This is a genomic window from Geobacillus sp. C56-T2, from assembly GCF_007829715.1.
GTDB classification, from domain to species: Bacteria; Bacillota; Bacilli; order Bacillales; family Anoxybacillaceae; genus Geobacillus; species Geobacillus icigianus.
Genome location: NZ_VJWB01000001.1, coordinates 402138 through 423537, shown reverse-complemented (window position 1 = coordinate 423537; position 21400 = coordinate 402138). Strand labels below are relative to the sequence as shown.

19 protein-coding genes are annotated in these 21400 nt (G+C 56.9%); 11 read left to right on the top strand and 8 right to left on the bottom strand.

The window, feature by feature from the left end; all coding sequences use genetic code 11:
* Positions 1-541: 541 nt before the first annotated feature.
* The 4 genes from GC56T2_RS02095 to hutP form a co-directional block, all read right to left on the bottom strand.
* A complete protein-coding gene (locus GC56T2_RS02095) occupies positions 542-1474 on the bottom strand; it encodes a D-2-hydroxyacid dehydrogenase (RefSeq protein ID WP_144972708.1) in 933 nt (310 codons plus the stop codon).
* A 23-nt stretch (positions 1475-1497) separates the two neighbouring features.
* Positions 1498-2184, bottom strand: coding sequence for a TerC family protein (locus GC56T2_RS02090; protein ID WP_144972707.1), 687 nt, complete (start codon positions 2182-2184; stop codon positions 1498-1500).
* 410 nt (positions 2185-2594) lie between these two features.
* On the bottom strand, positions 2595-4109 hold the full coding sequence (hutH, locus tag GC56T2_RS02085) for a histidine ammonia-lyase (RefSeq protein WP_144972705.1): 1515 nt from the start codon (positions 4107-4109) through the stop codon (positions 2595-2597).
* Positions 4110-4238: 129 nt separating this feature from the next.
* Positions 4239-4688 (bottom strand): histidine utilization transcription antiterminator HutP, encoded by a 450-nt coding sequence (hutP, locus tag GC56T2_RS02080; protein ID WP_144972703.1) that lies wholly within the window; start codon positions 4686-4688, stop codon positions 4239-4241.
* Between the two features lie 289 nt (positions 4689-4977).
* Here hutP and GC56T2_RS02075 point away from each other — a divergent pair, with 289 nt between their 5' ends.
* The 11 genes from GC56T2_RS02075 (at position 4978) to GC56T2_RS17700 (ending at position 14844) form a co-directional block, all read left to right on the top strand.
* A complete protein-coding gene (locus GC56T2_RS02075; RefSeq protein WP_144972701.1) occupies positions 4978-5823 on the top strand; it encodes an SPFH domain-containing protein in 846 nt (281 codons plus the stop codon).
* 15 nt (positions 5824-5838) lie between these two features.
* The gene (locus tag GC56T2_RS02070) at positions 5839-6015 is read left to right on the top strand and encodes a type II toxin-antitoxin system antitoxin (protein WP_033018480.1); all 177 of its coding nucleotides are present in this window, start codon (positions 5839-5841) and stop codon (positions 6013-6015) included.
* 91 nt (positions 6016-6106) lie between these two features.
* Positions 6107-6331, top strand: coding sequence for a hypothetical protein (locus GC56T2_RS02065; RefSeq protein WP_144972699.1), 225 nt, complete (start codon positions 6107-6109; stop codon positions 6329-6331).
* Positions 6332-6335: 4 nt separating this feature from the next.
* A complete protein-coding gene (locus tag GC56T2_RS02060) occupies positions 6336-8591 on the top strand; it encodes a molybdopterin oxidoreductase family protein (RefSeq protein ID WP_144972697.1) in 2256 nt (751 codons plus the stop codon).
* Positions 8584-9027: a hypothetical protein gene (locus tag GC56T2_RS02055; RefSeq protein ID WP_144972695.1), complete on the top strand. Its 444-nt coding sequence runs from the start codon at positions 8584-8586 to the stop codon at positions 9025-9027. Before GC56T2_RS02060 ends, GC56T2_RS02055 begins: the two co-directional genes overlap by 8 nt.
* A 2-nt stretch (positions 9028-9029) precedes the next feature.
* Positions 9030-10058: an XdhC family protein gene (locus GC56T2_RS02050; RefSeq protein WP_144972693.1), complete on the top strand. Its 1029-nt coding sequence runs from the start codon at positions 9030-9032 to the stop codon at positions 10056-10058.
* A complete protein-coding gene (gene pucB / locus GC56T2_RS02045; RefSeq protein WP_144972691.1) occupies positions 10055-10708 on the top strand; it encodes a xanthine dehydrogenase accessory protein PucB in 654 nt (217 codons plus the stop codon). Before GC56T2_RS02050 ends, pucB begins: the two co-directional genes overlap by 4 nt.
* Complete coding sequence (locus tag GC56T2_RS02040; protein WP_144972689.1) at positions 10680-13007, top strand: xanthine dehydrogenase family protein molybdopterin-binding subunit; 2328 nt, start codon at positions 10680-10682, stop codon at positions 13005-13007. Before pucB ends, GC56T2_RS02040 begins: the two co-directional genes overlap by 29 nt.
* Positions 12994-13830 carry an FAD binding domain-containing protein gene (locus GC56T2_RS02035; RefSeq protein ID WP_144972687.1) on the top strand — a complete coding sequence of 279 codons (837 nt, stop codon included), beginning with the start codon at positions 12994-12996 and terminating at the stop codon, positions 13828-13830. Before GC56T2_RS02040 ends, GC56T2_RS02035 begins: the two co-directional genes overlap by 14 nt.
* 151 nt (positions 13831-13981) lie before the next feature.
* Positions 13982-14464 carry a (2Fe-2S)-binding protein gene (locus GC56T2_RS02030; protein WP_144972686.1) on the top strand — a complete coding sequence of 161 codons (483 nt, stop codon included), beginning with the start codon at positions 13982-13984 and terminating at the stop codon, positions 14462-14464.
* Between the two features lie 215 nt (positions 14465-14679).
* Positions 14680-14844, top strand: coding sequence for a hypothetical protein (locus tag GC56T2_RS17700; protein ID WP_186440033.1), 165 nt, complete (start codon positions 14680-14682; stop codon positions 14842-14844).
* Between the two features lie 93 nt (positions 14845-14937).
* On the opposite strand, the gene GC56T2_RS02020 is transcribed toward GC56T2_RS17700, so the two are convergent.
* The 4 genes from GC56T2_RS02020 to GC56T2_RS02005 form a co-directional block, all read right to left on the bottom strand.
* Positions 14938-16092, bottom strand: coding sequence for a saccharopine dehydrogenase family protein (locus GC56T2_RS02020; protein WP_033018491.1), 1155 nt, complete (start codon positions 16090-16092; stop codon positions 14938-14940).
* A 550-nt stretch (positions 16093-16642) separates the two neighbouring features.
* Positions 16643-18124, bottom strand: a complete 1482-nt coding sequence (locus GC56T2_RS02015) for an aldehyde dehydrogenase family protein (RefSeq protein ID WP_144972684.1) — start codon at positions 18122-18124, stop codon at positions 16643-16645.
* A gap of 187 nt (positions 18125-18311) precedes the next feature.
* Positions 18312-19967 (bottom strand): thiamine pyrophosphate-binding protein, encoded by a 1656-nt coding sequence (locus tag GC56T2_RS02010; RefSeq protein WP_144972682.1) that lies wholly within the window; start codon positions 19965-19967, stop codon positions 18312-18314.
* Positions 19964-21142, bottom strand: a complete 1179-nt coding sequence (locus tag GC56T2_RS02005) for an aminotransferase class I/II-fold pyridoxal phosphate-dependent enzyme (protein ID WP_144972680.1) — start codon at positions 21140-21142, stop codon at positions 19964-19966. The genes GC56T2_RS02010 and GC56T2_RS02005 overlap by 4 nt, the downstream gene beginning before the upstream one ends.
* Between the last annotated feature and the right edge of the window lie 258 nt (positions 21143-21400).

The window sequence follows — 21400 nt, the reverse complement described above, 5'->3', positions numbered from 1 at the left end:
AACAGTAAATAAACAATTTTCATACATATCGACACGAAAAGAAGTCTCAATTGTCAAGTACACGTTGTGGTGATAAACCTATTTTTATCATAACAAAACGGAATTTGGCTCTTCACCACAAAATGTACTTGACAAAAAACGTTTTTCATGATAAGAACGTCAAAAAGATTGATTACCATTTTTTGTTATTTTTGTTCAACCGGGAGGGATAATATCATGTTTGTTCCTAAAAGTCAAGTACATCTTTCGGTGATGAACCGGTATTTTCCACGATTGGACAAATTTTTTCACCGTTCCCCTTTCGCCAACGTCGGCCAAGCGATTGGCTTGTTTTATGAGACAAAGCCCCATCGCAGCCAACTATACGCGGGACGCATTGGACCGCCCACTGTCCTGATCAGCCAAGGATTGTGAAAGGTTTGGACATGGATGAAAACAAATGTCCCAAAGAGGGACGAGCGATGGCCAAAAAGGCGGCCGTCGCTCGTGGTGCCGGTCAAAAAGTTGCTCAAAAAGCCTTTGTGAAACAGTAGGATGCCGTTCAATATTGCCGGCTCACATCAACCGCATTGGCAAGCGGCTCCCCGGCTTCGATGCGGCTAAGCGTGTCCAATATAGAGCGGGCGGCGTCCTCCGCCGCGGTGAGCGCCGCGATATGCGGAGTGATGATGACATGCGGATGCCTCCATAGCGGCGAGTGCGGCGGCAGCGGTTCTTCTTCGAACACATCAAGCACGGCGAGGCGCACGTTTCGGTTTTCCAGCGCCCCGACAAGCGCCGCCTCCTCGACCGTGGCGCCGCGGCCGACATTGATAAAGCCCGCATTGTGCAGGCAGGAAAAAAACGTCTCATCAAAGAGATGATGCGTTTCCTCTGTCAGCGGAAGCGCGGCGATCACCCAATCGGCGCGAGCAAGTGCTTCCCCCGCCTCATCATGGCGGTAAACAGCCGAAAACGGCGGCGTGTCTCGGCCGCTTCGCGAGACGCCGACGGGCGAAACCCCAAACAGACGAAGCGTTTCGGCAATGCTCCGGCCGATCTCGCCCGTCCCGTAAATGACCATCCGCTGTTCGCTAAGCCGCTTCGGAGCGACCGGCTTCCACTGCCGCTGTTCTTGATACCAAGCATACACATCATGGCATTGGGCGTCGCGCAGCAAGTAACTGAGGCAATATTCAGCGATCTGCTCGCCAAATGACCCGATCGTCCGCGTCAGCAGCACGTCCGGCTTCCATTCCCGCTTCCACAAAAACGCGTCGACCCCCGCGCCGAGCGAATGCACCCAGCGCAAATGGGCAAGCGAAAACGGCCCGGCCGGCCGAAAGCCGATGTACGCGTCCGCCCAAGCAAAATCCGCCTCCTGCAATTCGTCTTCAGCGACAAAGCGAAACGCTTTATCGGGCCGCTTGTCCGGAAGAAGAGCGGCAAGCTCGGCATAAAGCCTTCCCGTCACGAGAATGCGTTGGATGTTCATGGACGCACACCACCTCCAGCCGCTCAAATCAACGTCCCTTCTTCACGCGCTGCTTTTTTATTCGCGATGTAACCGGCAGCCAAAACAAAAATCGTCACACCGGCCGCGACGGCATAGACGAACGGACCGTGCGAAAGATGAAGCAAGCGGAGCACCCCTTCATCGCCAACGATCATCTTCCCGGCCGTCCACGCCAAAATGCCCGACCCAACGTACGCGACCCATCGGTGTTGTTCCATCACCCGGACGATCGCTTTGGAGCCGAAAATCATAATCGGGATGCTGATGGCTACCCCGAGCGCCAGCATGCCAAGATGCCCTTCGGCCGCCCCAGCGACAGCGACAACGTTGTCCAAGCTCATCACCGCATCGGCGATGATAATCGTCATAATCGCCTTCAGCAACCGGTCCGATGATTGTACGTTCGCTTCCTCTTCCCGTTCAACAAGCACTTTATAGGCGATCCATACGAGCAGCAATCCGCCAACAAAGTGAACGAACGGAATGTTCAGCAAAAAGACGATGATGGCCGCAAACAAGATGCGGAGCAACACCGCCCCGGCCGTCCCCCAAAAAATCGCCTTGTTTTGCTGGTCTTTCGGCAGCCGCCGCGTCGCCATCGCAATGACGACCGCATTATCCCCGGACAAAATGATATCAATCGCAATAATCTTCCATAAGGCCAACAACGCCGCGGCCGAAATCGTCAACAGAAGCCACCCTTTCCCCTTTTTCTCTCTTTCTCATCTTACCGCAAATCTGCAAGGGGAACAACTTTGGGAGACTGGTGAAAAATGACTGATCTCGCCGAATGCGTTCAGTTGATAAAAGAGACGCTGATGCGCCAAAGTTTCTCAGCTTGAGAAGGGGCGCTTTTCACCGCTTTTTCATGACATTCTTCGATCCACTCACCAATGCCCTCGGCCTAACGAGAAAGCAACTGAAAGGAAAGACGGGCAAATTTTGCAAAAAGAATGAAGGGGCAAGCTATATTCACCGCGGGCCGCTTCCCGATCTCTAGCGGAACAAGGCGGCGGTTCAAGGTCTATCTACCTTCCATTTTTTGAAATATCGCTCCTTGAACGCCCCCTCACCTGCGCCCGCCATGCGTCTTCCTTTTCTAAGCTTTCGTTTCATCGGGGAGAAGTTGATGGTTTGCCCTTTCGCTCAACCACGCCGCCACCGCTTCGATGTCATCGGAAAACACGCGGTCTGCCACAATGGAAGGAACGATGCGGCGCGCCTCGTGGTAAAACTGCCTCGTTGACGCAGCCAGTCGCTCGACGCCGCGCGCTTCGACAGCCTGCAACGCACAAATGAGCTCAATCGCCAGCACCTTTCTTGCGTTTTGCACGATCATGTACGCATGGCGGGCGGCGGTCGTCCCCATGCTGACATGATCTTCTTGGTTGGCCGATGACGGAATGGAATCGACGCTGGCTGGATGAGCGAGCGTCTTGTTTTCCGATACGAGCGAAGCCGCGACGTATTGCATAATCATCGCCCCCGACTGCAAACCGGGCTGCGGGCTTAAAAACGGCGGCAAGCCTTCATTAAGCTGCGGGTTGACGAGCCGCTCGATGCGGCGCTCGCTCATGTTGGCCAGCTCCGCCACCGCGATTTTCAACAAATCCATGGCGATCGCCACCGGCTGGCCGTGAAAGTTGCCGCCGGAAAGAACGTCCCCGTTCGCAAAGATGAGCGGATTGTCCGTGGCGGCGTTCATTTCGATTTCGAGCGTTTCTCTCACATAGCGGAGCGCTCTGAGCGACGCCCCGTGCACTTGCGGGATGCAGCGGATCGAATACGCATCTTGCACGCGCCGCTCCCCTTGCCTTGTCGTAAGCTGGCTTCCAGCGAGGTAACGGCGCATTCGTTCCGCCACCTCCGCCTGTTCCGGAAATCCGCGGGCTTCGTGGATGCGGGCGTCAAAAGCATCGGTCACGCCATAAAGCGCCTCGACCGTCAATGCGGCGATCCGCTCGCTGTCGTAAGCGAGCTGTTCCGCCGCTAAGCAGGCCAAAATTCCGACGGCCGTCATCGCCTGCGTCCCGTTAATGAGCGCCAACCCTTCCTTTTCTTTCAGGGAGAGCGGTGGGATTCCGGCTTGCGAAAGCGCTTGGGCGGCAGGCATCCGCCGGCCTTGATACATCACTTCCCCTTCGCCGACAAGCGCCAGCGCCACGTGAGCCAGCGGCGCCAAATCGCCGCTCGCACCGAGGGAACCTTGCTGGGGCACGATCGGATGAATGCCGGCGTTCAAAAACGTAAGCAGCTGCTCAATGACCGCCGGCCGCACGCCGGAATACCCTTTTAACAAAGCATTCGCCCGCAACAGAAGCAGCGCCCGCACCACTTCCTCGGCAAACGGCTCGCCGACCGCACAGGCGTGTGAGCGGAGAAGGTTGATTTGCAGCTGCTCAAGGCTGCTTCCTTCAATGCGCACATCAGCGAGTTTGCCAAAGCCCGTATTCACCCCATAAATCGTTCGTCCGCTCGCAATCGCTTGTTCCACAGCCGCCCGGCTTTTTCGAACCGCTTCCATGCTCTCTAAAGCGGCCGCCACTCGTTCCCTCCCATAAATGACGCGTCTTGCCTCGTCAAGCGTTAACGAATGCCCGTTCAACACGATCATCATTTCATCCCCTTTCGTTCATGTCCAAACACAAAAAGAGGCGCCCCTGCCGTTTCCGGCAAGATTCGCCTCCTCATGACTCATTGCTTTAGGCGGATCCGTCTCTATCGAATGGCCCGAGCCGCCGCGTTATATATGATTGATGCCGAGCCCAACCGCCTCGTGCTCGAGCCCGCGCACCGGGGCCCCGATCGTCCCGTACAAGGCGACGGCGATCCACTCTCCTTCTTTTGGCCCTTCATACGGTGTGCCGCGCACAACGGCGAAACGAAGGCCGGCCGTTCTTAATAAATCTCCTAGCTCCATCTGCCCCCTCGTCACACCGTGCACCGCCTCTAAAATCGCATGATACAAGGCGTGCATATCGCGGTACAAGCCGCCGTCAACCACCTCATGCCGCTTCGCCGCCGTCTCGATCGCCGCGACGATTTTTTGCGGCTCCATCGCCCCGACGCGCCCTTGGCAATAGCGCCAGGCGAGCGACTCAAGCTGATGAAGGACCGGGCCTTCCTCCCCTTCGTCAAGCATCGCCAGCAAAAGCGCCAGTCGGCCGATGCGCACCGATTTTTCGTTTCCCATGCTCGATGCTCCCGTTTGCCTTTTTTTCTATTGTATGACAGCGGGAAAAACGGAGTCAATTGTTTTTTTTCATATTTTAACACGATAAATTGTTATCAGAATAAAGGCCTATGGTCAGAAGGGATGGCAAGTGAGGTTGTTTTCCACCCCCCGGTGGTTGATGGATGTTTCCTGACCGATCATAGGAAAGCAGCGAATGGCTGAAAACCACCATAATACTCGATTTACATTTTATTGAATGTATGATATCATAAAAATATCAAATTAATATGAATTAGGGGGACAATCAATGAGGGAACAGAACGCTTGGTATCTCGATGGATTCATCGGTATCGGCGGCATCGCTATGCTTCTCATCGCCGGGTTTCTCCTCCTCGCCCAGCAATTGTTTTTGCCCGCCATTTTGTTTTTCGTCATGGCTGTGCTGCTCGCGACCGGCATCACGATCGTCCAGCCGAATCAAGCAAAAGTGCTCACCTTTTTCGGCCGCTATTTCGGTACGATCCGCGACAGCGGGTTGTTTTTCACCGTGCCGCTCACAGTCCGCACGAAAGTGTCACTGCGCGTGCGCAACTTCACGAGCAACAAACTAAAGGTCAATGACACTCAAGGCAACCCGATCGAAATCGCCGCTGTAGTTGTCTTCCGGGTGATTGACTCGGCGAAAGCGGTATTTGACGTCGATGATTACGAACAGTTTGTCGAGATTCAAAGTGAAGCGGCGATCCGCCATGTCGCGACCAAATATCCATACGACACGTTTGAAGACGACAATGAAATTACGTTGCGCGGCAACGCCGATATTATTTCCGATGTTCTCGCCGCAGAGCTGCAAGAGCGGCTGCGCGTTGCCGGGGTCGAAGTGATCGAAGCGCGCCTCACCCATTTGGCGTACTCGCCGGAAATTGCGGGCGCCATGCTCCAACGCCAGCAAGCTGCCGCCATTTTGGCGGCGCGGAAAAAGATCGTCCAAGGAGCGGTTTCCATGGCGCAAATGGCAATCGAACAGCTTGACAAAGAAAACATTTTAGAGTTAGATGATGAACGAAAAGCGGCGATGGTCAACAACTTGATGGTGGCAATCGTCTCCGAACGAGCCACCCAGCCCGTGATCAACACGGGCAGTCTATATTAACGGTTGTGGAGTGCGATGACAAAGAAAAAACCATTCCCTTTGCGCATTGACTATGAGTTGTATGCCGTCTTGGAACAGTGGGCGCAAGAGGAATTCCGCAGCGTCAACAGCCATATCGAGTATTTGCTGCGGGAAGCTGCCAAGCGGGCCGGACGGCTCGGAAAAGGAAAAACGGATCAAAAAAGAAGCTAGCTGGCAACAGCTGGCTTCTTTGTTTTTCAGTCATGGGCATTTGTTACAGAAATATAATGATAGCAGAGCCTTTTTGAAAGGGGGCGAACCGATGCCGCACCCGCTGCCGCCGCTTGCCTTTTGGCAGCTCACCACACCGCCGTTTCGCGCTGAAACAGGCGTGCCGCCGTCACAGCTTCCCATCTACGCAGCAACGACGCCTGTACCTCCCCCGTTTTTGCCGTACCGTTCCATCGGCTACACATCTTCGTATCCATCGTACCAGCAGCTGCGAGCGATTATCACCGCCGATCATTTATCCTTCGTAAGGGGATGACATTATGGCTTGGGAGACGCCGCGCGAAGATATGAGCGTATATACGCAAGGCGAAATTGACAAGTGGGTGTATTCCACTTGCGGCATTTGCTCAAACGGCTGTGGTTGCTACATCGCGGTCAAAGACAACCGCATCGTCGGCATTAAAGGCAATGTCCGCTACCCAGTCAACCGCGGCCGGCTCGGCCCGAAAGGAGAAAACCAATGGTGGGCGAACAACAGCCTTGACCGGCTGACCCGGCCGCTCATCCGCAACCGGAGCGGAACACTCGTACCGGCAAGCTGGAACGATGCCCTTTCGCTGCTGGTGGAAAAAACGAAAGAATTGCTTTCCGCTCATGGTCCGGAGAGCATTGCGGTTTACCATAGCGGGCAGCTGTATTTAGAAGAATATTATACGATTGCGAAAATAACCCGCGCCGGTTTGCGCACCCACCACGTTGACGCCAATACAAGGCTATGCACGGCGACAGCCGAATGGTCGCTTATCCAAAGCTTCGGCGCCGACGGTCCTCCGGCCTGCCTTGACGATTTGGATATTGCGGAAGTCATCGTATTTATCGGCCGGAACTCGAACGAGACGAACACCGTCCTCTGGGAACGGGTACTCGATGCTCGGCGGAAGCGCGGCACTAAAATTGTGGAAATCGACCCGCGCCTTGACATCAGCCAAAAAATGGCTGACCTATCGCTCCGGCCGAAAAGCGGCACGAACGTCGCCGTCTTAAACGGGCTGATTCATTTGCTCATCGCCAACGGCTGGATCGACCGCGGCTACATCGAACGCTATACGGTTGGGTATGAGCAACTCGAGCGAACGGCCGCCCGCTACACGCCCGAAGTGGTGGAACAAATTACCGGTGTGCCAGAACGCGATTTGCGAACGTGCGCCGAATGGATCGGCACGTCAAAAACAACCGTCACCGTCCTGCTGCAAGGCGTCTATCAAAGCATGGACGCTACGGCCGCCGCCTCGCTCGTCAATTCGATGCACTTAATCATGGGCAAAATCGGCAAGCCGGGGTCGGGGCCGTTTCAGCACGCCGGGCAGCCGAGCTCGATGTCCAACCGCGAAGTCGGCGGCGCCGGCTTTTACCCCGGATACCGGAACGATGAAAACCCGAAACATTTGCAAGAAATCGCTGATTTATGGAATGTCGATGTCGAGACGCTGCCGGTCGGCCCGCAAACGCATGTCATGGAGATGCTTCGGCTGATCGAGGAAGGGCACATCCGCATGTGTTGGGTGATCGCCACCAATCCGGCCGTTTCGCTGCCGAACCGCAAGCGGGTGATCGAACTGCTCAAACGGGTGTTTCTTGTTGTCCAAGATCCGTTTTTCAACGAAACAGCCGAGTTCGCCGACCTCGTTCTTCCGGTCGCCTTATGGGGAGAAAAGGAAGGCACGATGACGAATTTGGAGCGGCGCGTCAACGTGCTCCGCAAGGCGGTCGACCCGCCGTTCGGCTTGCCGTCCGACTTGGAGCTGCTGATCGAATTTTCCCGGCGCATGGGGTTTCGCGACCGAAACGGGCGGCCGCTCATCACCTACTCCACACCAGAAGAGGCATTTAACGAATGGCGGATCGTCTCAAAAGGGCGTCCGTGCGACATGTCGGGCATGACCTATGAAAAAATCGAACGGCTTGGGGGCATTCAATGGCCGTGCAACGAACAATATCCGGAAGGAAAAAAACGGCTGTACACCGACAACGTGTTTCCGACAGCTGTCGATGAGGCTGAGTCATACGGCCGCGACATGCGGACAGGACGGGCGCGAACGCGCGAAGAGTTCGCCGCCATCGGCGCCAACGGCCGCGCCATTTTGTACGGGATCGACTGGTCGCCGCCGCTTGAATGGCCCGATCGTGAATACCCGTTTTGGCTGAATACCGGGCGCAACGTCTTCCATTGGCACACGCGGACGAAAACCGGGCGTGCTCCGCTTTTGCAGCTGTCGGCTCCGGAAGGGTATGCGGAAATTCATCCGGACGACGCCGCCCGCCTGCAGATCCAAATGGGCGACTGGGTGCGCGTCTCCAGCCGCCGCGGTGAAGTGATCGTTCGCGCTCGCCTCACCGACTCCGTGCTGCCGGGCATGGTGTTTCTTCCGTTTCACTACGGATCGCTGCTTGAGCAGGAAGCGGCAAACGAGCTGACACTCGATACGTGGGATCCAGTGTCAAAACAGCCGCATTTTAAAAACGGCGCCTGCAAAGTCGAAAAATGGTTAGGGAGAGAACGGGATCGCGATGAATGAACAAGGGGACAATCGAAAAGAGATAAGCGGTCTGCTCAGCGACATTCAAGCGGCCAATGAAACGATCCAGCAACAGCTGCGCCCATACGTACAAGAACATCGGTACACCTATCCGCTTTTTCAACGGCTCGCCGCATTGGCCGAAGAACTCAGGGAACACGTTTCCGCCCTTCTTAGCGGACCGCTTGAACGAAACGAAGCGAAATATCATCTAAGCGTGCTGTTTCGCACGACCGAAGCCATGGCAGAAACGAACGAGATGCTCAAAGCGGTCGGTCGGTTCCACCCGAGCGTGCCGCTTCAAGCGCTCACGTACGCGCTGATGCGGCTCGTGCCGATGGTGGCTGCCGCTTACGGCCATTATGAAAGTTTATTGATCGTCACGCCGCGTTTTCAACAGCTGAGCCGCCTTTTTCGCCACGCGGAAGGAGGATAAGCATGGAAAGCTACTATACTGTGCTCGAGGCGATCGCCAGCGCTCCAAGCGATGGCGTGGTAGCCATCATCATGGACGTTGAAGGCTCGGCCTATCAAAAGGAAGGGACGTGCATGTGGATTGACGCAAATGGAGAAACGGTTGGGCTGCTGAGCGGCGGATGCCTTGAAGAAGCGGTGGCGGCCCACGCCCGTGACGTATTGGCGAGCCGCCAAGCCGCTGCTGTTTCGTTCGATTTGCGGACCGAGGACGATTTGTCTTGGGGGCAAGGCGCTGGCTGCAACGGACTCATCCGTGTTTGGCTCGAGCCGGTGACAGAGGACACAAAATCGGTCTGGCTGGCGCTCAAACGCTGCCTCGACCGCGGCGAACATGTGCTGATGGCGCGAAGCATCGCTCATCCTAAGGAACCGCCGTTTTTCCAAAGCGAAACAGGGGAACGCTTCGGCGGCTATGTTTCACCGCCGAGGCCGGAATGGCTCAACGCGCTGCATGGCACCCCGTTTTTCCGCGGCCGAAACGGGGTGCAGGAAACGGATGACGGCGCGTTTTACATCCAACATTTTTGGCCGAAGCCGCGCCTCGTCATTTTCGGCGCCGGCCCGGACGCCCCGCCGCTCGTCTCGGCGGCCAAAGCCGCCGGGTTTTCCGTCACCGTCAGCGACTGGCGCCCGGCGTTTTGCCAGCCATCGCACATCCCGAACGCCGATGCTTGGGTTGTCGGCTTTCCGCATGAAACGGTGCCGATGCTGCACCTTACTGAACGCGACTTTGTCATTATGATGACCCACCAGTTCGAGCGCGACCGGGAACTTACCCAATGGTTAGCCGACATACCGCTCGCTTATCTTGGCGTGCTCGGGCCGCGGCGGCGCACGGATCGCCTTTTTCCTTCCGGCTCGGCTCCGCCGTTTGTCCGTTCACCGGTCGGACTGCCGATCGGTGCGCGCAGCCCACAGGAAATCGCCATTAGCATAGTTGCCGAGCTGATCAGCGTTCTTCGCGGGCGGCCGCTGGAGGCCTCTCGATGAACAAGGGCGCCATCGCCGCCGTTTATTTAGCGGCCGGGCAAAGCCGGCGGATGGGGACCGATAAGCGCGCCTTACCTTGGGGAGACGGGACGCTCGGGGCAGCCGGGCTCAAGGCGGCGCTTCGTTCCTCCCTCTCGCCCGTCATCGTGGTCGTGCCGCCCAATGACGCGCTCGCTTGGCTTCCTGACGCGCTGCTTCGCCATGACAAATGCCGCCTTGTCCGCTGCGCCGCCTGTCACCGCGGACAGGCGCACTCTCTCACCTGCGGCTTGCGGGCAGCGATGGCAGAAGAGGCGGACGCCGCCGCCGTATTATTGGCCGATCAGCCGTTTGTAACAGCGGAAACGATCGATGCTCTCGCCGCTCTTTATCGTCGCCATCGCCCGGATTACCTCGCCTTTTCCCGCTCGGGCACACCGATGCCCCCGGTCATCTGGGGAAAACGGACGTTTCCTTCCCTGCTGGCGCTTGAGGGGGATGCAGGCGGACGGCAGCTGTTTCACCATCCGCATTGGCGCGGTCTCTTCTGCGAAGGAGACAAGTGGATCGGCATGGACATCGACACCTATAGCGACTATGAGCGCGCGGTCATGGAACAAAAACGAAAGGAGGAGTCCTTCCATGGCTGTTGGAAAAAGTGTGATCCGTAAAGAAGCGCGGGATAAGGTGACCGGGCGCGCCAAGTACACAAACGATTTCAAACAGCCGGGAATGCTGCACGCCGCCTTGGTGACAAGCCCATACGCCCACGCGCGTATCGCCTCCATCGAGACAAGCGCCGCGCTTGCCGCCCCCGGCGTCCATGCTGTTGTGACCGGTGAAGGGCTGCCGCTCACCGGTGAAGATATGCGCGATCGTCCACCGATCGCCGTCGACAAAGTGCGCTACTTTGGCGAAGTCGTCGCCGTCGTCGTCGCTGACACGCTCGCCCAGGCCGAACAAGCCGCCCGCCTCGTCCGCGTCGCTTACGAACCACTGCCAGCGGTCGGCTCGCCGCGCGAGGCGTTGAAAGAAGGCGCTCCGCTATTGCATGAACATCTCGACCGCTACGAAAAAAACAAAACGACTCATCCTGAACCAGGAACCAACATCGCCCACCGGACGAAAATCCGAAAAGGCAACATCGAACAAGGCTTTGCCGAAAGCGATGTCATCATCGAAACGAGCGTCTCCTTCAACCCGTCCGACCACGCAGCGATGGAGACGCGCTGCGCCACAGCGGAAATTGGGCCGGACGGCACGATCCATATCACCGCCTCGTCACAGTCGCCCTTTATGATCAAAAAGCTGCTCCACACCTATTTTGGAGAAGACACAGGCAAGATCATCGTCCAAACGCCGCTTGTCGGCGGCGCTTACGGAGGCAAAGCTCCGGTGCAGCTTGAGCTGCTCGCCTACCTCGCCGCGAAGGCGGTCGGCGGCCGGAAAGTGAGCGTTTGGAACAGCCGCGAACATGACATGGTCACCTCGCCCGTCCATATCGGATTGGAGGCAACGGTCAAAATCGGCGCGACAAACGACAGCGTTTTCAAAGCGATGGAAATTCTCTTTTTGTTTGACGGCGGCGCTTATTCCGACAAGGCGATTGACATCAGCCGCGCCGCGGCCGTTGATTGCACCGGCCCGTACCATGTCGAACACGTCTGGTGCGATTCGCTCTGCGTCTATACGAACCGGCCGTATGCGACACCGTTCCGTAGTTTCGGCCATTGCGAGCAGTCGTTTGCTGTTGAGCGTGCCATTGACGAATTGGCAAAAGCGCTGCAGCTTGACCCGTGGGACGTGCGGCGCAAAAACGTCATCCGCCCAGGGCATACGACCCCGACGCAAGTGCGGCTCACGAAAAGCAATGTCGGGGATATGGCGGCCTGCCTCGACCGATTGCGTGAACTGATGCGCTGGGACGAGTGGCAACGCGTCGAGCTTGACGCCTATACTGTGCGGGCCAAAGGCATCAGCGGCGGTTGGAAAACGTCAACGATTGACACTGACGCGAGTTCCGGCGTCATTTTAACGTTCAATTCAGACGGCAGCGTCAACCTCATTTCCGGCGTCGTCGAAATCGGCACAGGCACGAAAACGGTGCTCGCGCAAATCGTCGCCGAGCGGCTGAACATGAACGTGGACGATGTTCATGTCAAAATGGACATCGATACACAAACGACGCCGGAGCATTGGAAAACGGTCGCCAGCCGCGGAACGTTTATGGCCGGGCGCGCGGCCTTGGCCGCCGCCGATGACGCCATCCGCCAGCTGAAAGAGATCGCCGCCTGCGTGCTGCGAGCCTCACCCGCCGATTTGGAAGTCGGCTTCGGGCGCGTCTTTTTGCGCGATGACCCGGCCATTTTCATCCCAGTAAAAGACATTGCCTACGGCTACAAATTTCCCAACGGCAACGCCATCGGCGGACAAGTGATCGGGCGCGGCCACTATATTTTGCGCCACTTGACCCCGCTTGATCCGGAAACCGGCGCCGGAAAACCGGGACCGGAATGGGGCGTATGCGCCGAAGGAGTCGAAGTGGAGTTCAACCGCCGCGACTACACGTACCGCGTTGTCAAAGCGTACGCGGTCATCGATGCCGGCAAGGTGCTCAACCCGAAAGCGGCGCTTGGCCAGGCGATGGGGGCGATGAGCATGGGGCTGAGTTTTGCCAGCCGTGAAGGGTTTCTTTTTGATCAAGCCCAACGTGTCTTAAACCCACAGCTGCGCACGTACCGGCCGATCCGCTTTGGCGAACATCCCGTCTACATTGTCGAATTTGTCGAAACGCCGCAAATCGACGCTCCGTACGGTGCGCGCGGCATCGGCGAACACGGCTTGATCGGCATGCCCGCCGCTTTGGCAAACGCCTTATCGCTTGCCGCTGGTGTGCCGCTTAACGAACTGCCGCTCGTTCCCGAACTCATTTGGCGGAAACAGAAAGGAGACGGCTATGGTTCCCTTTGATTTTGCCTACTATCGGCCACAGTCGATCGCTGAAGCGACGGCGCTGTTTCTCGAACTGGAACAACAAGGAAAACAGCCGCTCTATTACAGCGGGGGCACCGAGATCCTCACCCTATCGCGCCTCGGCTTCGTTTCTACCGCCGCTGTCATTGATATTAAGGAGATTCCCGAATGCCGGGTGCTTGACGCCGACGGGGATCCTCTCGTGCTCGGGGCAGCGCTGGCGCTCACCGAGCTCGAAGAAACGAATCCGTTCCCTTTGTTGACAAAGGTGACCAAAGAAATCGCCGATCGGACGGCGCGCAACCAAATTACACTCGGCGGCAACTTATGCGGGCAAATTTTTTATCGTGAAGCAGCGACTGCGCTGCTTGTTGCAGAAGCAGACATCGTCATCGCCGGGCCAGCCGGCGTCCGTCAAGCCCGCATCAATGATTTATTTCATCAACAGCTGCAGCTGGGCCGCGGTGAGTTTGTCGTCCAGTTCAAGGTTGACCGCGCCACCGCCATCCTGCCCCATTTCCATCGCAAGCGCCGCAAACAAGGTGAAGTCGGCTACCCGTTGGTGACGATTGCAGCGCTAAAAAAAGACGAGGCCGTTCGCGTCGCTTTCAGCGGCATCTGCCCGTTTCCGTTTCGCTCGGCTGACGTCGAGGCGCACCTCAACGACCGGAACCGCCCGATTGGCGAACGGATCCAAGCGGCGATCGCCGCCTTCCCGCGCCCGATTTTGCATGATATTGAAGGATCGGCGGACTACCGTCTGTTTGTCGCCGCCCAACTGTTGGAAGATGCGCTTCACGAGTTAGGGGAATCCATCTAGGAGGCCGGTGAAAAACGGCTGATTCCCTTGCTCAATGCGGGGGCGAAAAGCAGGGGCGATGCAACGAGGGTTTTCTCATTGAAAAATGGCAGTCTAAAGCCGTATTTCCGATGAAATCACCAGCCTCTTAGACGGGAGGTGCACATGCACGATGGAAGAACCGACAAAACGGGAGCTTGTGTTGCACATTAACGGGGAGCAACGAACCGTCGTCGTCCGCCAAGCGGAGACGCTGCTGTTTGTTTTGCGCGATCACCTCGGGCTGACCGGCGCCAAACCGGGGTGTCTAAACGGGGACTGCGGCGCCTGCACCGTCCTCGTCAACGGCACGCCGATCAAATCATGCATGATGCTGGCGATCGAAACGGTCGGCAAACCGATCACGACGATCGAAGGGCTCGATGATGCTCCTATACAGCACGCCTTCGTCCGCCACTTCGCTTTTCAGTGCGGCTACTGCACGCCGGGCTTCATCATGAACGCTCAGGCGCTCATCGACCGGCATCCGGACGCCGATGACGCGATGATTCAAGAATGGCTCGAGTCGAACATTTGCCGCTGCACGAGCTATCAAGAAATTGAAGCGGCGGTCAAAGAAGTGCTCAAAGCCAGCAAAACGAGCGTGACGCGCTAGCGCCATTTCCAGCTGACATCGCCCCAAGCAGCCGGCGGCACAAAGAGTCGGCCAAGAACGCTCAGCTGTCATAGAAGCGTTTATCGGCTCAAACAAGAATTGAAACAAATGAAAAAGCGAGTCAACATGATCTTGCAAGAAGCGGGAGAAGAATGGACGAAGGAAGACAAACAAGGGCGCGGTGAATCACCGTTGTCGATGCGTTTTTGGCGTTTATGGGCATCGGGGTGGTCGATCCGATTTTACCGGTCATTGCCGAAAGGGGGGTGTGGTGGCACGCTTTGTCCGTCAAAGCCCCGTTTATGGTCGCCATGGCGCTGGCCGCCTTTCTTTTCCTAGCTTGGCGCAAAGGTGAGCCGTCGGAAACGAAAGCCGCCTAACCGCCGCGCATAGCAGCGCAATCAGCACCGCCACCCCACCCCCGTTTCGCAGCTGAAAACGGGGTGGGGTAGTTTCGTTTGGTGCGTTCTTCTCTAGCGATCTGTTTTCTTCTCGCGAATCATCACTCCGCGCCGCTTCATCTCCTCAATATACACATCCCCTGGAACGATTTGTTCAGGCGGATAGACGCCGCGCTTTTGGATGATGCCGCGGCCGATCAGTTGGGCGACAGCCGAAATCGTGTACGCTGTCGTCCGCGCCATCGCCGTCACGTTGTTTTCGCGGTCGTTGAATGTGACCGTCTCATATTCGAGCACCGTTTCCTTTCCTTCTTTCCGCCCGCCGACGATCACCCGAAGCAAGACGACATCGTCTTTCCCTTTTAAATCAAGAAGCGGCGTCAAGACGGCCAGCAGCACGTCGCGCGGCTTGATTGGGCGCCCGCCGATCTCCACTTCAAAATCGTTGCGCGTCAAGTTCAAGTCAACGAGGAGTTTAAATTTTTCCGCGTGGCCGCGATAGCGGATCGTTTTATACTCAAGCCGCTTCAAGTTCGGAAACGAGCGCGACAGCGTCGATGTTCCCCCTGAAGTATGAAACGCTTCAAGCGGCCCAAACCGTTCAAAATAAATCGGCTCGATCTCTGAAAGGGACGGAACTTCCTGCACCTTGCCGTCGCGGATGATCAAAGACGGATCGGTGTAATGATCAAGAAGCCCTTCCAACGAAAACACATGGTTGTACTCGAGCGGCGGATCGGGATGGACGGGAATGCCGCCGACATACAGCTGAATCGATTCGACTTCATCGAGTTGGCTCGCTCCATAGCCGGACAAAATATTAATCATGCCGGGAGCGACACCTAGGTCAGGAATGATCGTCACCCCCGCTGCCTGGGCTTGATCATGGAGCTCCAACACGCGGTCGGTAATATGGCCGATATGCCCCCCTAAATCGACCGAGTGAACACCGGAGGCGATCGCTGTTTTCGCCACGGTTTCATTAAACCGATAAAACAGCGCATTGACCACCACATCATGCTTTTTCATCAAAGCGGACAGCTGTTGCTGATCGCCAGCATCCGCTTGTACTGCCGAAAGTTTTTCCGATTGGAGTTGCCGCGCGGCTCGCTCCGCTTTCGTTCGATCGACATCCGCCAAGGTGACGGCTTCCACCGCTTCGCTTTGCACTAAATCACGCGCTGCTTCCTTTCCCATCAACCCTGCGCCAAGCACGAGCACTTTCATCGTTTCTCCCTCCTGTCACCGATTGTTGATCATGCGCTCGCGTTCTAGAAGGCTGGTGATTTCGTGCAAAATACCGCTGAGTTCCACCCATTTCTCAATGAGAGAAACCTCGCAGAATCAGCTTTCTTTTCTGAATGAAAATGCCTCCGATTGGTGTGTGACATCGGTTTTTCACCGGCCTTCTAGGAGACCGGTGATTTAAGGAGGCAAGCCGCTTATCAAGACCGTTTCTTAAATAGAAAAGCCTTGTCGCATCAGGATCGCCTTTCAAATGCTCCCCCATTGCTCAAAAGAAACAACCGTTTTTCACCGACCTTCTAGGAGGCTGGTGATTTAATCGTGGATACCGCTTTACAATGTTATTTCGCATTTCGAAAAACCTTGTTGCATCGGTCCTGCTTTTCGCTCATTCTCCCATTGATGAAAGGAATCAGCGGTTTTCACCCGCCTTCTAGACGCTCTTCCCTTTTGCCGCAGATGCCCTTCCTTTTGGCTGTCCGTCCTCCTCGTCGGCCGCCGTTTTTCCGTTCCGCGCCGATGGCAGCCCGGTTCAGTCAGCCGTATCAATTTGCGCCCGCTGCAGTCTGCCGCTGAAATCGACATAAATGCTCCGCCACTCGGTGAATACGTCAAGCGCGGCGACGCCGGAGTCGCGATGGCCGTTGCCCGTCCCTTTCGTACCGCCAAACGGCAAATGAATTTCCGCACCCGTAGTGCCGGCGTTGACGTACACAATGCCGGTGTCCAAATCGCGCATGGCCCGAAACACGTTATTGACATCGCGCGTGAAAATCGCGCTTGACAGCCCATAATCGACGCTGTTGTTGACATCGATCGCTTCGTCCAAACTGCGGACGGAAAGGATCGACACGACCGGGCCGAAAATTTCTTCGCGGGCGATGCGCATCTTCGGCGTGACATCGGTGAAAATCGTCGGTGCGTAGTAGAAGCCGCGCGCATAGTCGCCTTCACGCAATATATAACCGCCCACAAGCAGCTTCGCTCCTTCTTCTACGCCAATACGCACGTAGCGGTCGATTTTTTGCAACGCTTCTTCATGGATGACCGGCCCTACCTTGACCGTTTCATCCAGCCCGTTGCCGATTTTCAATGTTTTCACGGCTTCAAGCAGACGCCGTTCAAGCTCCTGTTTCACCCGCTCATGGACAATGACCCGGCTGCACGCGGTGCATCGCTGCCCCGAGGTGCCAAAGGCGCTCCAAATAATGCCGTCGACCGCTAGCGACAAGTCGGCGTCATCCATGACGATCACCGCGTTTTTCCCGCCCATTTCAAGCGAAACTTTTTTCAACAGCCGTCCGCATGTTTCCGCAATCATCCGCCCGACTTCATTCGAGCCGGTAAACGAGATGACCTTGACATCCGGATGTTCGACGAGCGCATTGCCAGCTGTCGGCCCGTCGCCATGGACAACATGAAACACTCCCGGCGGCAAACCCGCTTCTTCAAAAATGCGCGCCAACTCCTGCGCCATAATTGGCGTTTCAAGCGCCGGCTTCCACACGACCGCATTGCCGGCCACAAGGGCAGGGAATGACTTCCAAGTAGCGATCGCGATTGGGAAATTCCACGGCGTGATGATGCCGACTACTCCGACTGGCACCCGAACGCTCATGGCGAATTTATCTTTCAACTCCGATGGCGTCGTGTCGCCGAACAACCGCCGCCCTTCCCCCGCCATGTAAAACGCCATATCGATGCCTTCTTGCACTTCGCCGCGCGCTTCCTCAATCACTTTGCCCATTTCCATCGTCAACAGCCGAGCCAGCGCCTCTTTCCGCTCTTGAAGCAGCGTCCCGACTCGATACAAAATTTCCGCGCGTTTCGGCGCCGGCACGAGCGCCCATCGTTTTTGCGCTTCCTTGGCTGCCTGAACCGCCTCATCGATATCTTGGGCCCCTGACATCGGCGCCTTGGCGATGGTTTCCCCTGTCGCTGGATTGATCACCGGCGCCCACCGCCCGGTGCTCGGGTCTTTCCATTTTCCATTGATGTAGTTTTGAATGTTCATCGCCTACTCCCCCCATTTTCGCGCAATGGAATGATGGAGCCGAATCGCGGCATTTCCCGGCTCCGTGGCCGGGAACACCTTTGCGGCCGCCTCCTTTTTCGAACCATCCAACCGGCACATCAACATTGGCAACGGTGAATATTTTTTGGAACAATCGCCGTTCCCAACAAACGGCTTCCGTCCGCGGTCACAGCGATTGCCGCGCCCGCAACTCCTGCATCGTCGTCGAGACCGAAAGACAATCGGGATCAGCCAGCACTTCAATGACCGTCGGGCGTTTGGCCGCCAGCGCCGCGCACAGCGCCTCTGTGAACTGCTGTTCCGTCTGCACTTGGAAGCCGAGCCCATTCAAACATTCCGCCAAGCGGGCAAACGGAACGCTCCCCAACTCCGTGCCGATGACCCGACCCGGAAACCGCAGTTCTTGATGCATGCGAATCGTCCCGTACATGCGGTTGTTAAATACGACGGAGATGATCGGAATACCATACCGGACAGCTGTTTCCAACTCTTGCATCGTCATCATAAATCCGCCGTCCCCCGACAGCGACACAACGGTTCGGTCGGGCAATGCCAATTTGGCGCCTATGGCCGCCGGCATGCCGTATCCCATGGCTCCGGACGTCGGCCCGATATACGTATGGCCTTCGCCAAACGGGAAAAACGTATGAAGCCAGCCGGCAAAATTCCCCGCGTCGTTTGTGAAAACAGCGTTGTTCGGCAAATGGCGTGCGAAACTCGCCATGGCCGCTTCATACACATTGCGCGGTTTTTCTGGCAGCGTTGCGGTTTGTTCGTACTGCTCCCGCCGTTTTGCCACCCATTCTTGCCAGCTCGGCCGCACCGCAATCGTCAGCAGGCGGGATAGCGCTTCCCGACAGTCGGCCCAAATGGCCACGTCCGGCGCGCGCACTTTTCCAACCCCATCGCTGTCCAAGTCAATATGAATGAGCGTCTGATCGGGAGACGGGACACGGTAGTCTTGCGTAGTCACCTCCGATAACCGTGTGCCGAGCGCAATCACTACATCAGCCTGCTCCGCTGTCTCCCTCACCGCTTTTGGCGCTCCCAAGCCGAGATGCCCGACGTAGCACGGGTGGTCGTGGGGAAATACGTCATGGCGGCGGAACGCTGCCATCACCGGCAACGAATACGTTTCAGCCCATAACCGCAGCAGCGGCTCCGCGCCCGCCCACTTGACACCTCCGCCGGCGATCACGAGCGGCCGCTTGGCGCGCGTCAGCCAAGCTTCGACTTCCCGAACGTCCTCGTGGCGCGGAGCCGGCTTCGGCACTTGGGTGGAAGCCATCACAGCTTCCGGGACGGTTTGCCAAAGCACATCCTCCGGCAGCGAAACGACAACCGGACCGGGTCTGCCCGTCTTCGCGGTGCGAAACGCGCGCTGCACCAGCTCCGGCACTCGTTCGGCGTCGCGAATTTCGACCGTCCATTTCGCGAGCGGGCGAAAAAACGCCTCCAAATCAACCTCTTGAAAACCTTCCCGGCCAAGAAAGCGGCTGTCCACTTGCCCTAAAAATACGACCATCGGCGTGGAATCTTGCCTAGCCGTATGGACGCCGATCGCCAAATTGGCCGCGCCGACCGCCCTTGTTGCTAAGACGACGCCGCATGTCCGCGCCGCTTTCGCATACCCTTCCGCCATAAACGACGCTCCTCCCTCATGGCGGGCAGAAATGAACTCAATCGACGGCTCTTCATAAATGGCGTCAAGCAACGGCAAGTAGCTTTCCCCAGGCACACCAAACACATGGCGGATCTGTTCCTGTTTTAGACATTCCACAATGACCTTGGCCACCGTCACGTTTCGGATCGTTCGTTTCATGGCGCCAGCGCCTCCCCATTCACTCGTTTCCACCGCTCCAATGCTTGCTCGAGCCGCTCAATCGGCGCCGAGAGCGAAACGCGGATGTACCCTTCTCCAGCCGGGCCAAACGCCGTTCCCGGTGTGACGATAATCCCCGCATCATCGAGCAGTTGGGTGGCAAATGATTCGGATGAGTACCCTGTGGGAACGGGAACCCATAGGAAAAAAGTCGCCTTCGGACGCTGCACGTTCAAGCCGAGTTCGCGAAGCCCTTCCACCATCCTGTTCATGCGCGCTTCATAAACCAAACTGTTCGCTTTCGCAAAAGCCTGCCCGTTCGTCAGCGCAGCAGCGGCCGCTTTTTGAATGGGAATGAATTGACATGTGTCGATGTTGCTTTTGATGACCGAAAGCGCTCGAATCAGGTGTCGGTTTCCCACCACATACCCGATGCGGCAGCCCGCCATGTTATAGCTTTTCGACAATGAACCAAATTCGACCGCTACCTCTTTCGCCCCGTCCACCTGCAAAATGCTCGGTGACTGAAACCCGGCGAACGTCACCAATGAATACGCGGCGTCATGGGCGATGAACAGCCGATGCCGGTGCGCGAGGGAAACGGCCTCGGAAAACACGCCGATCTCGGCCACGGCCGCGGTCGGATTGCTTGGATAGTTGAGGAGCATCAGCTTCGCCTCATCATACACGTCGGGAGAAAGCGCAGCAAACTGAGGCGCGTAACCGTTTTGAGCATCCAAAGGCAGCGCCCGGCTCCGCCCGCGGGCAAAATGAACCGCCGTTCGATAAACGGGATAACCGGGATCCGGCACAAGCACGAGCTCTCCCGGCTTCAGAACCGCTTGCAACAAATGAACGATCCCTTCCTTCGAGCCGATCAAAGCGAGCACTTCCGTTTCCGGATCGAGCACGACCCCGTATTCCCGCTCATAAAACCGGGCGACCGCCTCCCGATATTCCTTGCAACCGCCATACGGCGAATACGTATAATGTTCCGGCACCTCGAGCTCTTTTTTCAACACCTCGATGACAAAGGAGGGCGGCGGCAAATCGGGAGCGCCGATCCCCAAATCAATGACATCGACCCCTTGCTTCACCAGCTCCTCTTTTTTCCGTTGAAAACGGGAAAACAAATAAGGCGGCATCGTCTCCACAAGATCGGAAAACAAAGTCAATCCCCTCCCTCCTCATGCCCCTTCGTTTCAGTGTATGCGCCCACTCACTGCTCACATGCCCATTCCTGATCCCGCCCGCATTGACATCTCCCAATTCTCAAAGAAACGTTCCATGGGCAGCGCGATCTGCCCCACCCGGGGATGAAAATCTCACGCCGGTTCGGCATTTTCACAGAAATGTTACATGGGCAACATTTTGCCCTCCACCACCGGGGATGAACATCGGCGTCAGTCCTGCACTTTCCCAGAAAAGGTCCA

Excerpts from the sequence above, each read along its gene's own strand:
- GC56T2_RS02095 (WP_144972708.1), bottom strand. The coding sequence starts at position 1,474 with ATGAACATCCAACGCATTCTCGTGACGGGAAGGCTTTATGCCGAGCTT.
- GC56T2_RS02020 (WP_033018491.1), bottom strand. The coding sequence starts at position 16,092 with ATGAAAGTGCTCGTGCTTGGCGCAGGGTTGATGGGAAAGGAAGCAGCG.
- pucB (WP_144972691.1), top strand. The coding sequence starts at position 10,055 with ATGAACAAGGGCGCCATCGCCGCCGTTTATTTAGCGGCCGGGCAAAGC.
- GC56T2_RS02060 (WP_144972697.1), top strand. The coding sequence starts at position 6,336 with ATGGCTTGGGAGACGCCGCGCGAAGATATGAGCGTATATACGCAAGGC.
- GC56T2_RS02065 (WP_144972699.1), top strand. The coding sequence starts at position 6,107 with ATGCCGCACCCGCTGCCGCCGCTTGCCTTTTGGCAGCTCACCACACCG.
- GC56T2_RS02015 (WP_144972684.1), bottom strand. The coding sequence starts at position 18,124 with ATGAACATTCAAAACTACATCAATGGAAAATGGAAAGACCCGAGCACC.
- GC56T2_RS02055 (WP_144972695.1), top strand. The coding sequence starts at position 8,584 with ATGAATGAACAAGGGGACAATCGAAAAGAGATAAGCGGTCTGCTCAGC.
- GC56T2_RS02010 (WP_144972682.1), bottom strand. The coding sequence starts at position 19,967 with ATGAAACGAACGATCCGAAACGTGACGGTGGCCAAGGTCATTGTGGAA.
- GC56T2_RS02075 (WP_144972701.1), top strand. The coding sequence starts at position 4,978 with ATGAGGGAACAGAACGCTTGGTATCTCGATGGATTCATCGGTATCGGC.
- GC56T2_RS02040 (WP_144972689.1), top strand. The coding sequence starts at position 10,680 with ATGGCTGTTGGAAAAAGTGTGATCCGTAAAGAAGCGCGGGATAAGGTG.
- GC56T2_RS17700 (WP_186440033.1), top strand. The coding sequence starts at position 14,680 with ATGGGCATCGGGGTGGTCGATCCGATTTTACCGGTCATTGCCGAAAGG.
- hutH (WP_144972705.1), bottom strand. The coding sequence starts at position 4,109 with ATGATCGTGTTGAACGGGCATTCGTTAACGCTTGACGAGGCAAGACGC.
- hutP (WP_144972703.1), bottom strand. The coding sequence starts at position 4,688 with ATGGGAAACGAAAAATCGGTGCGCATCGGCCGACTGGCGCTTTTGCTG.
- GC56T2_RS02050 (WP_144972693.1), top strand. The coding sequence starts at position 9,030 with ATGGAAAGCTACTATACTGTGCTCGAGGCGATCGCCAGCGCTCCAAGC.
- GC56T2_RS02070 (WP_033018480.1), top strand. The coding sequence starts at position 5,839 with ATGACAAAGAAAAAACCATTCCCTTTGCGCATTGACTATGAGTTGTAT.
- GC56T2_RS02030 (WP_144972686.1), top strand. The coding sequence starts at position 13,982 with ATGGAAGAACCGACAAAACGGGAGCTTGTGTTGCACATTAACGGGGAG.
- GC56T2_RS02035 (WP_144972687.1), top strand. The coding sequence starts at position 12,994 with ATGGTTCCCTTTGATTTTGCCTACTATCGGCCACAGTCGATCGCTGAA.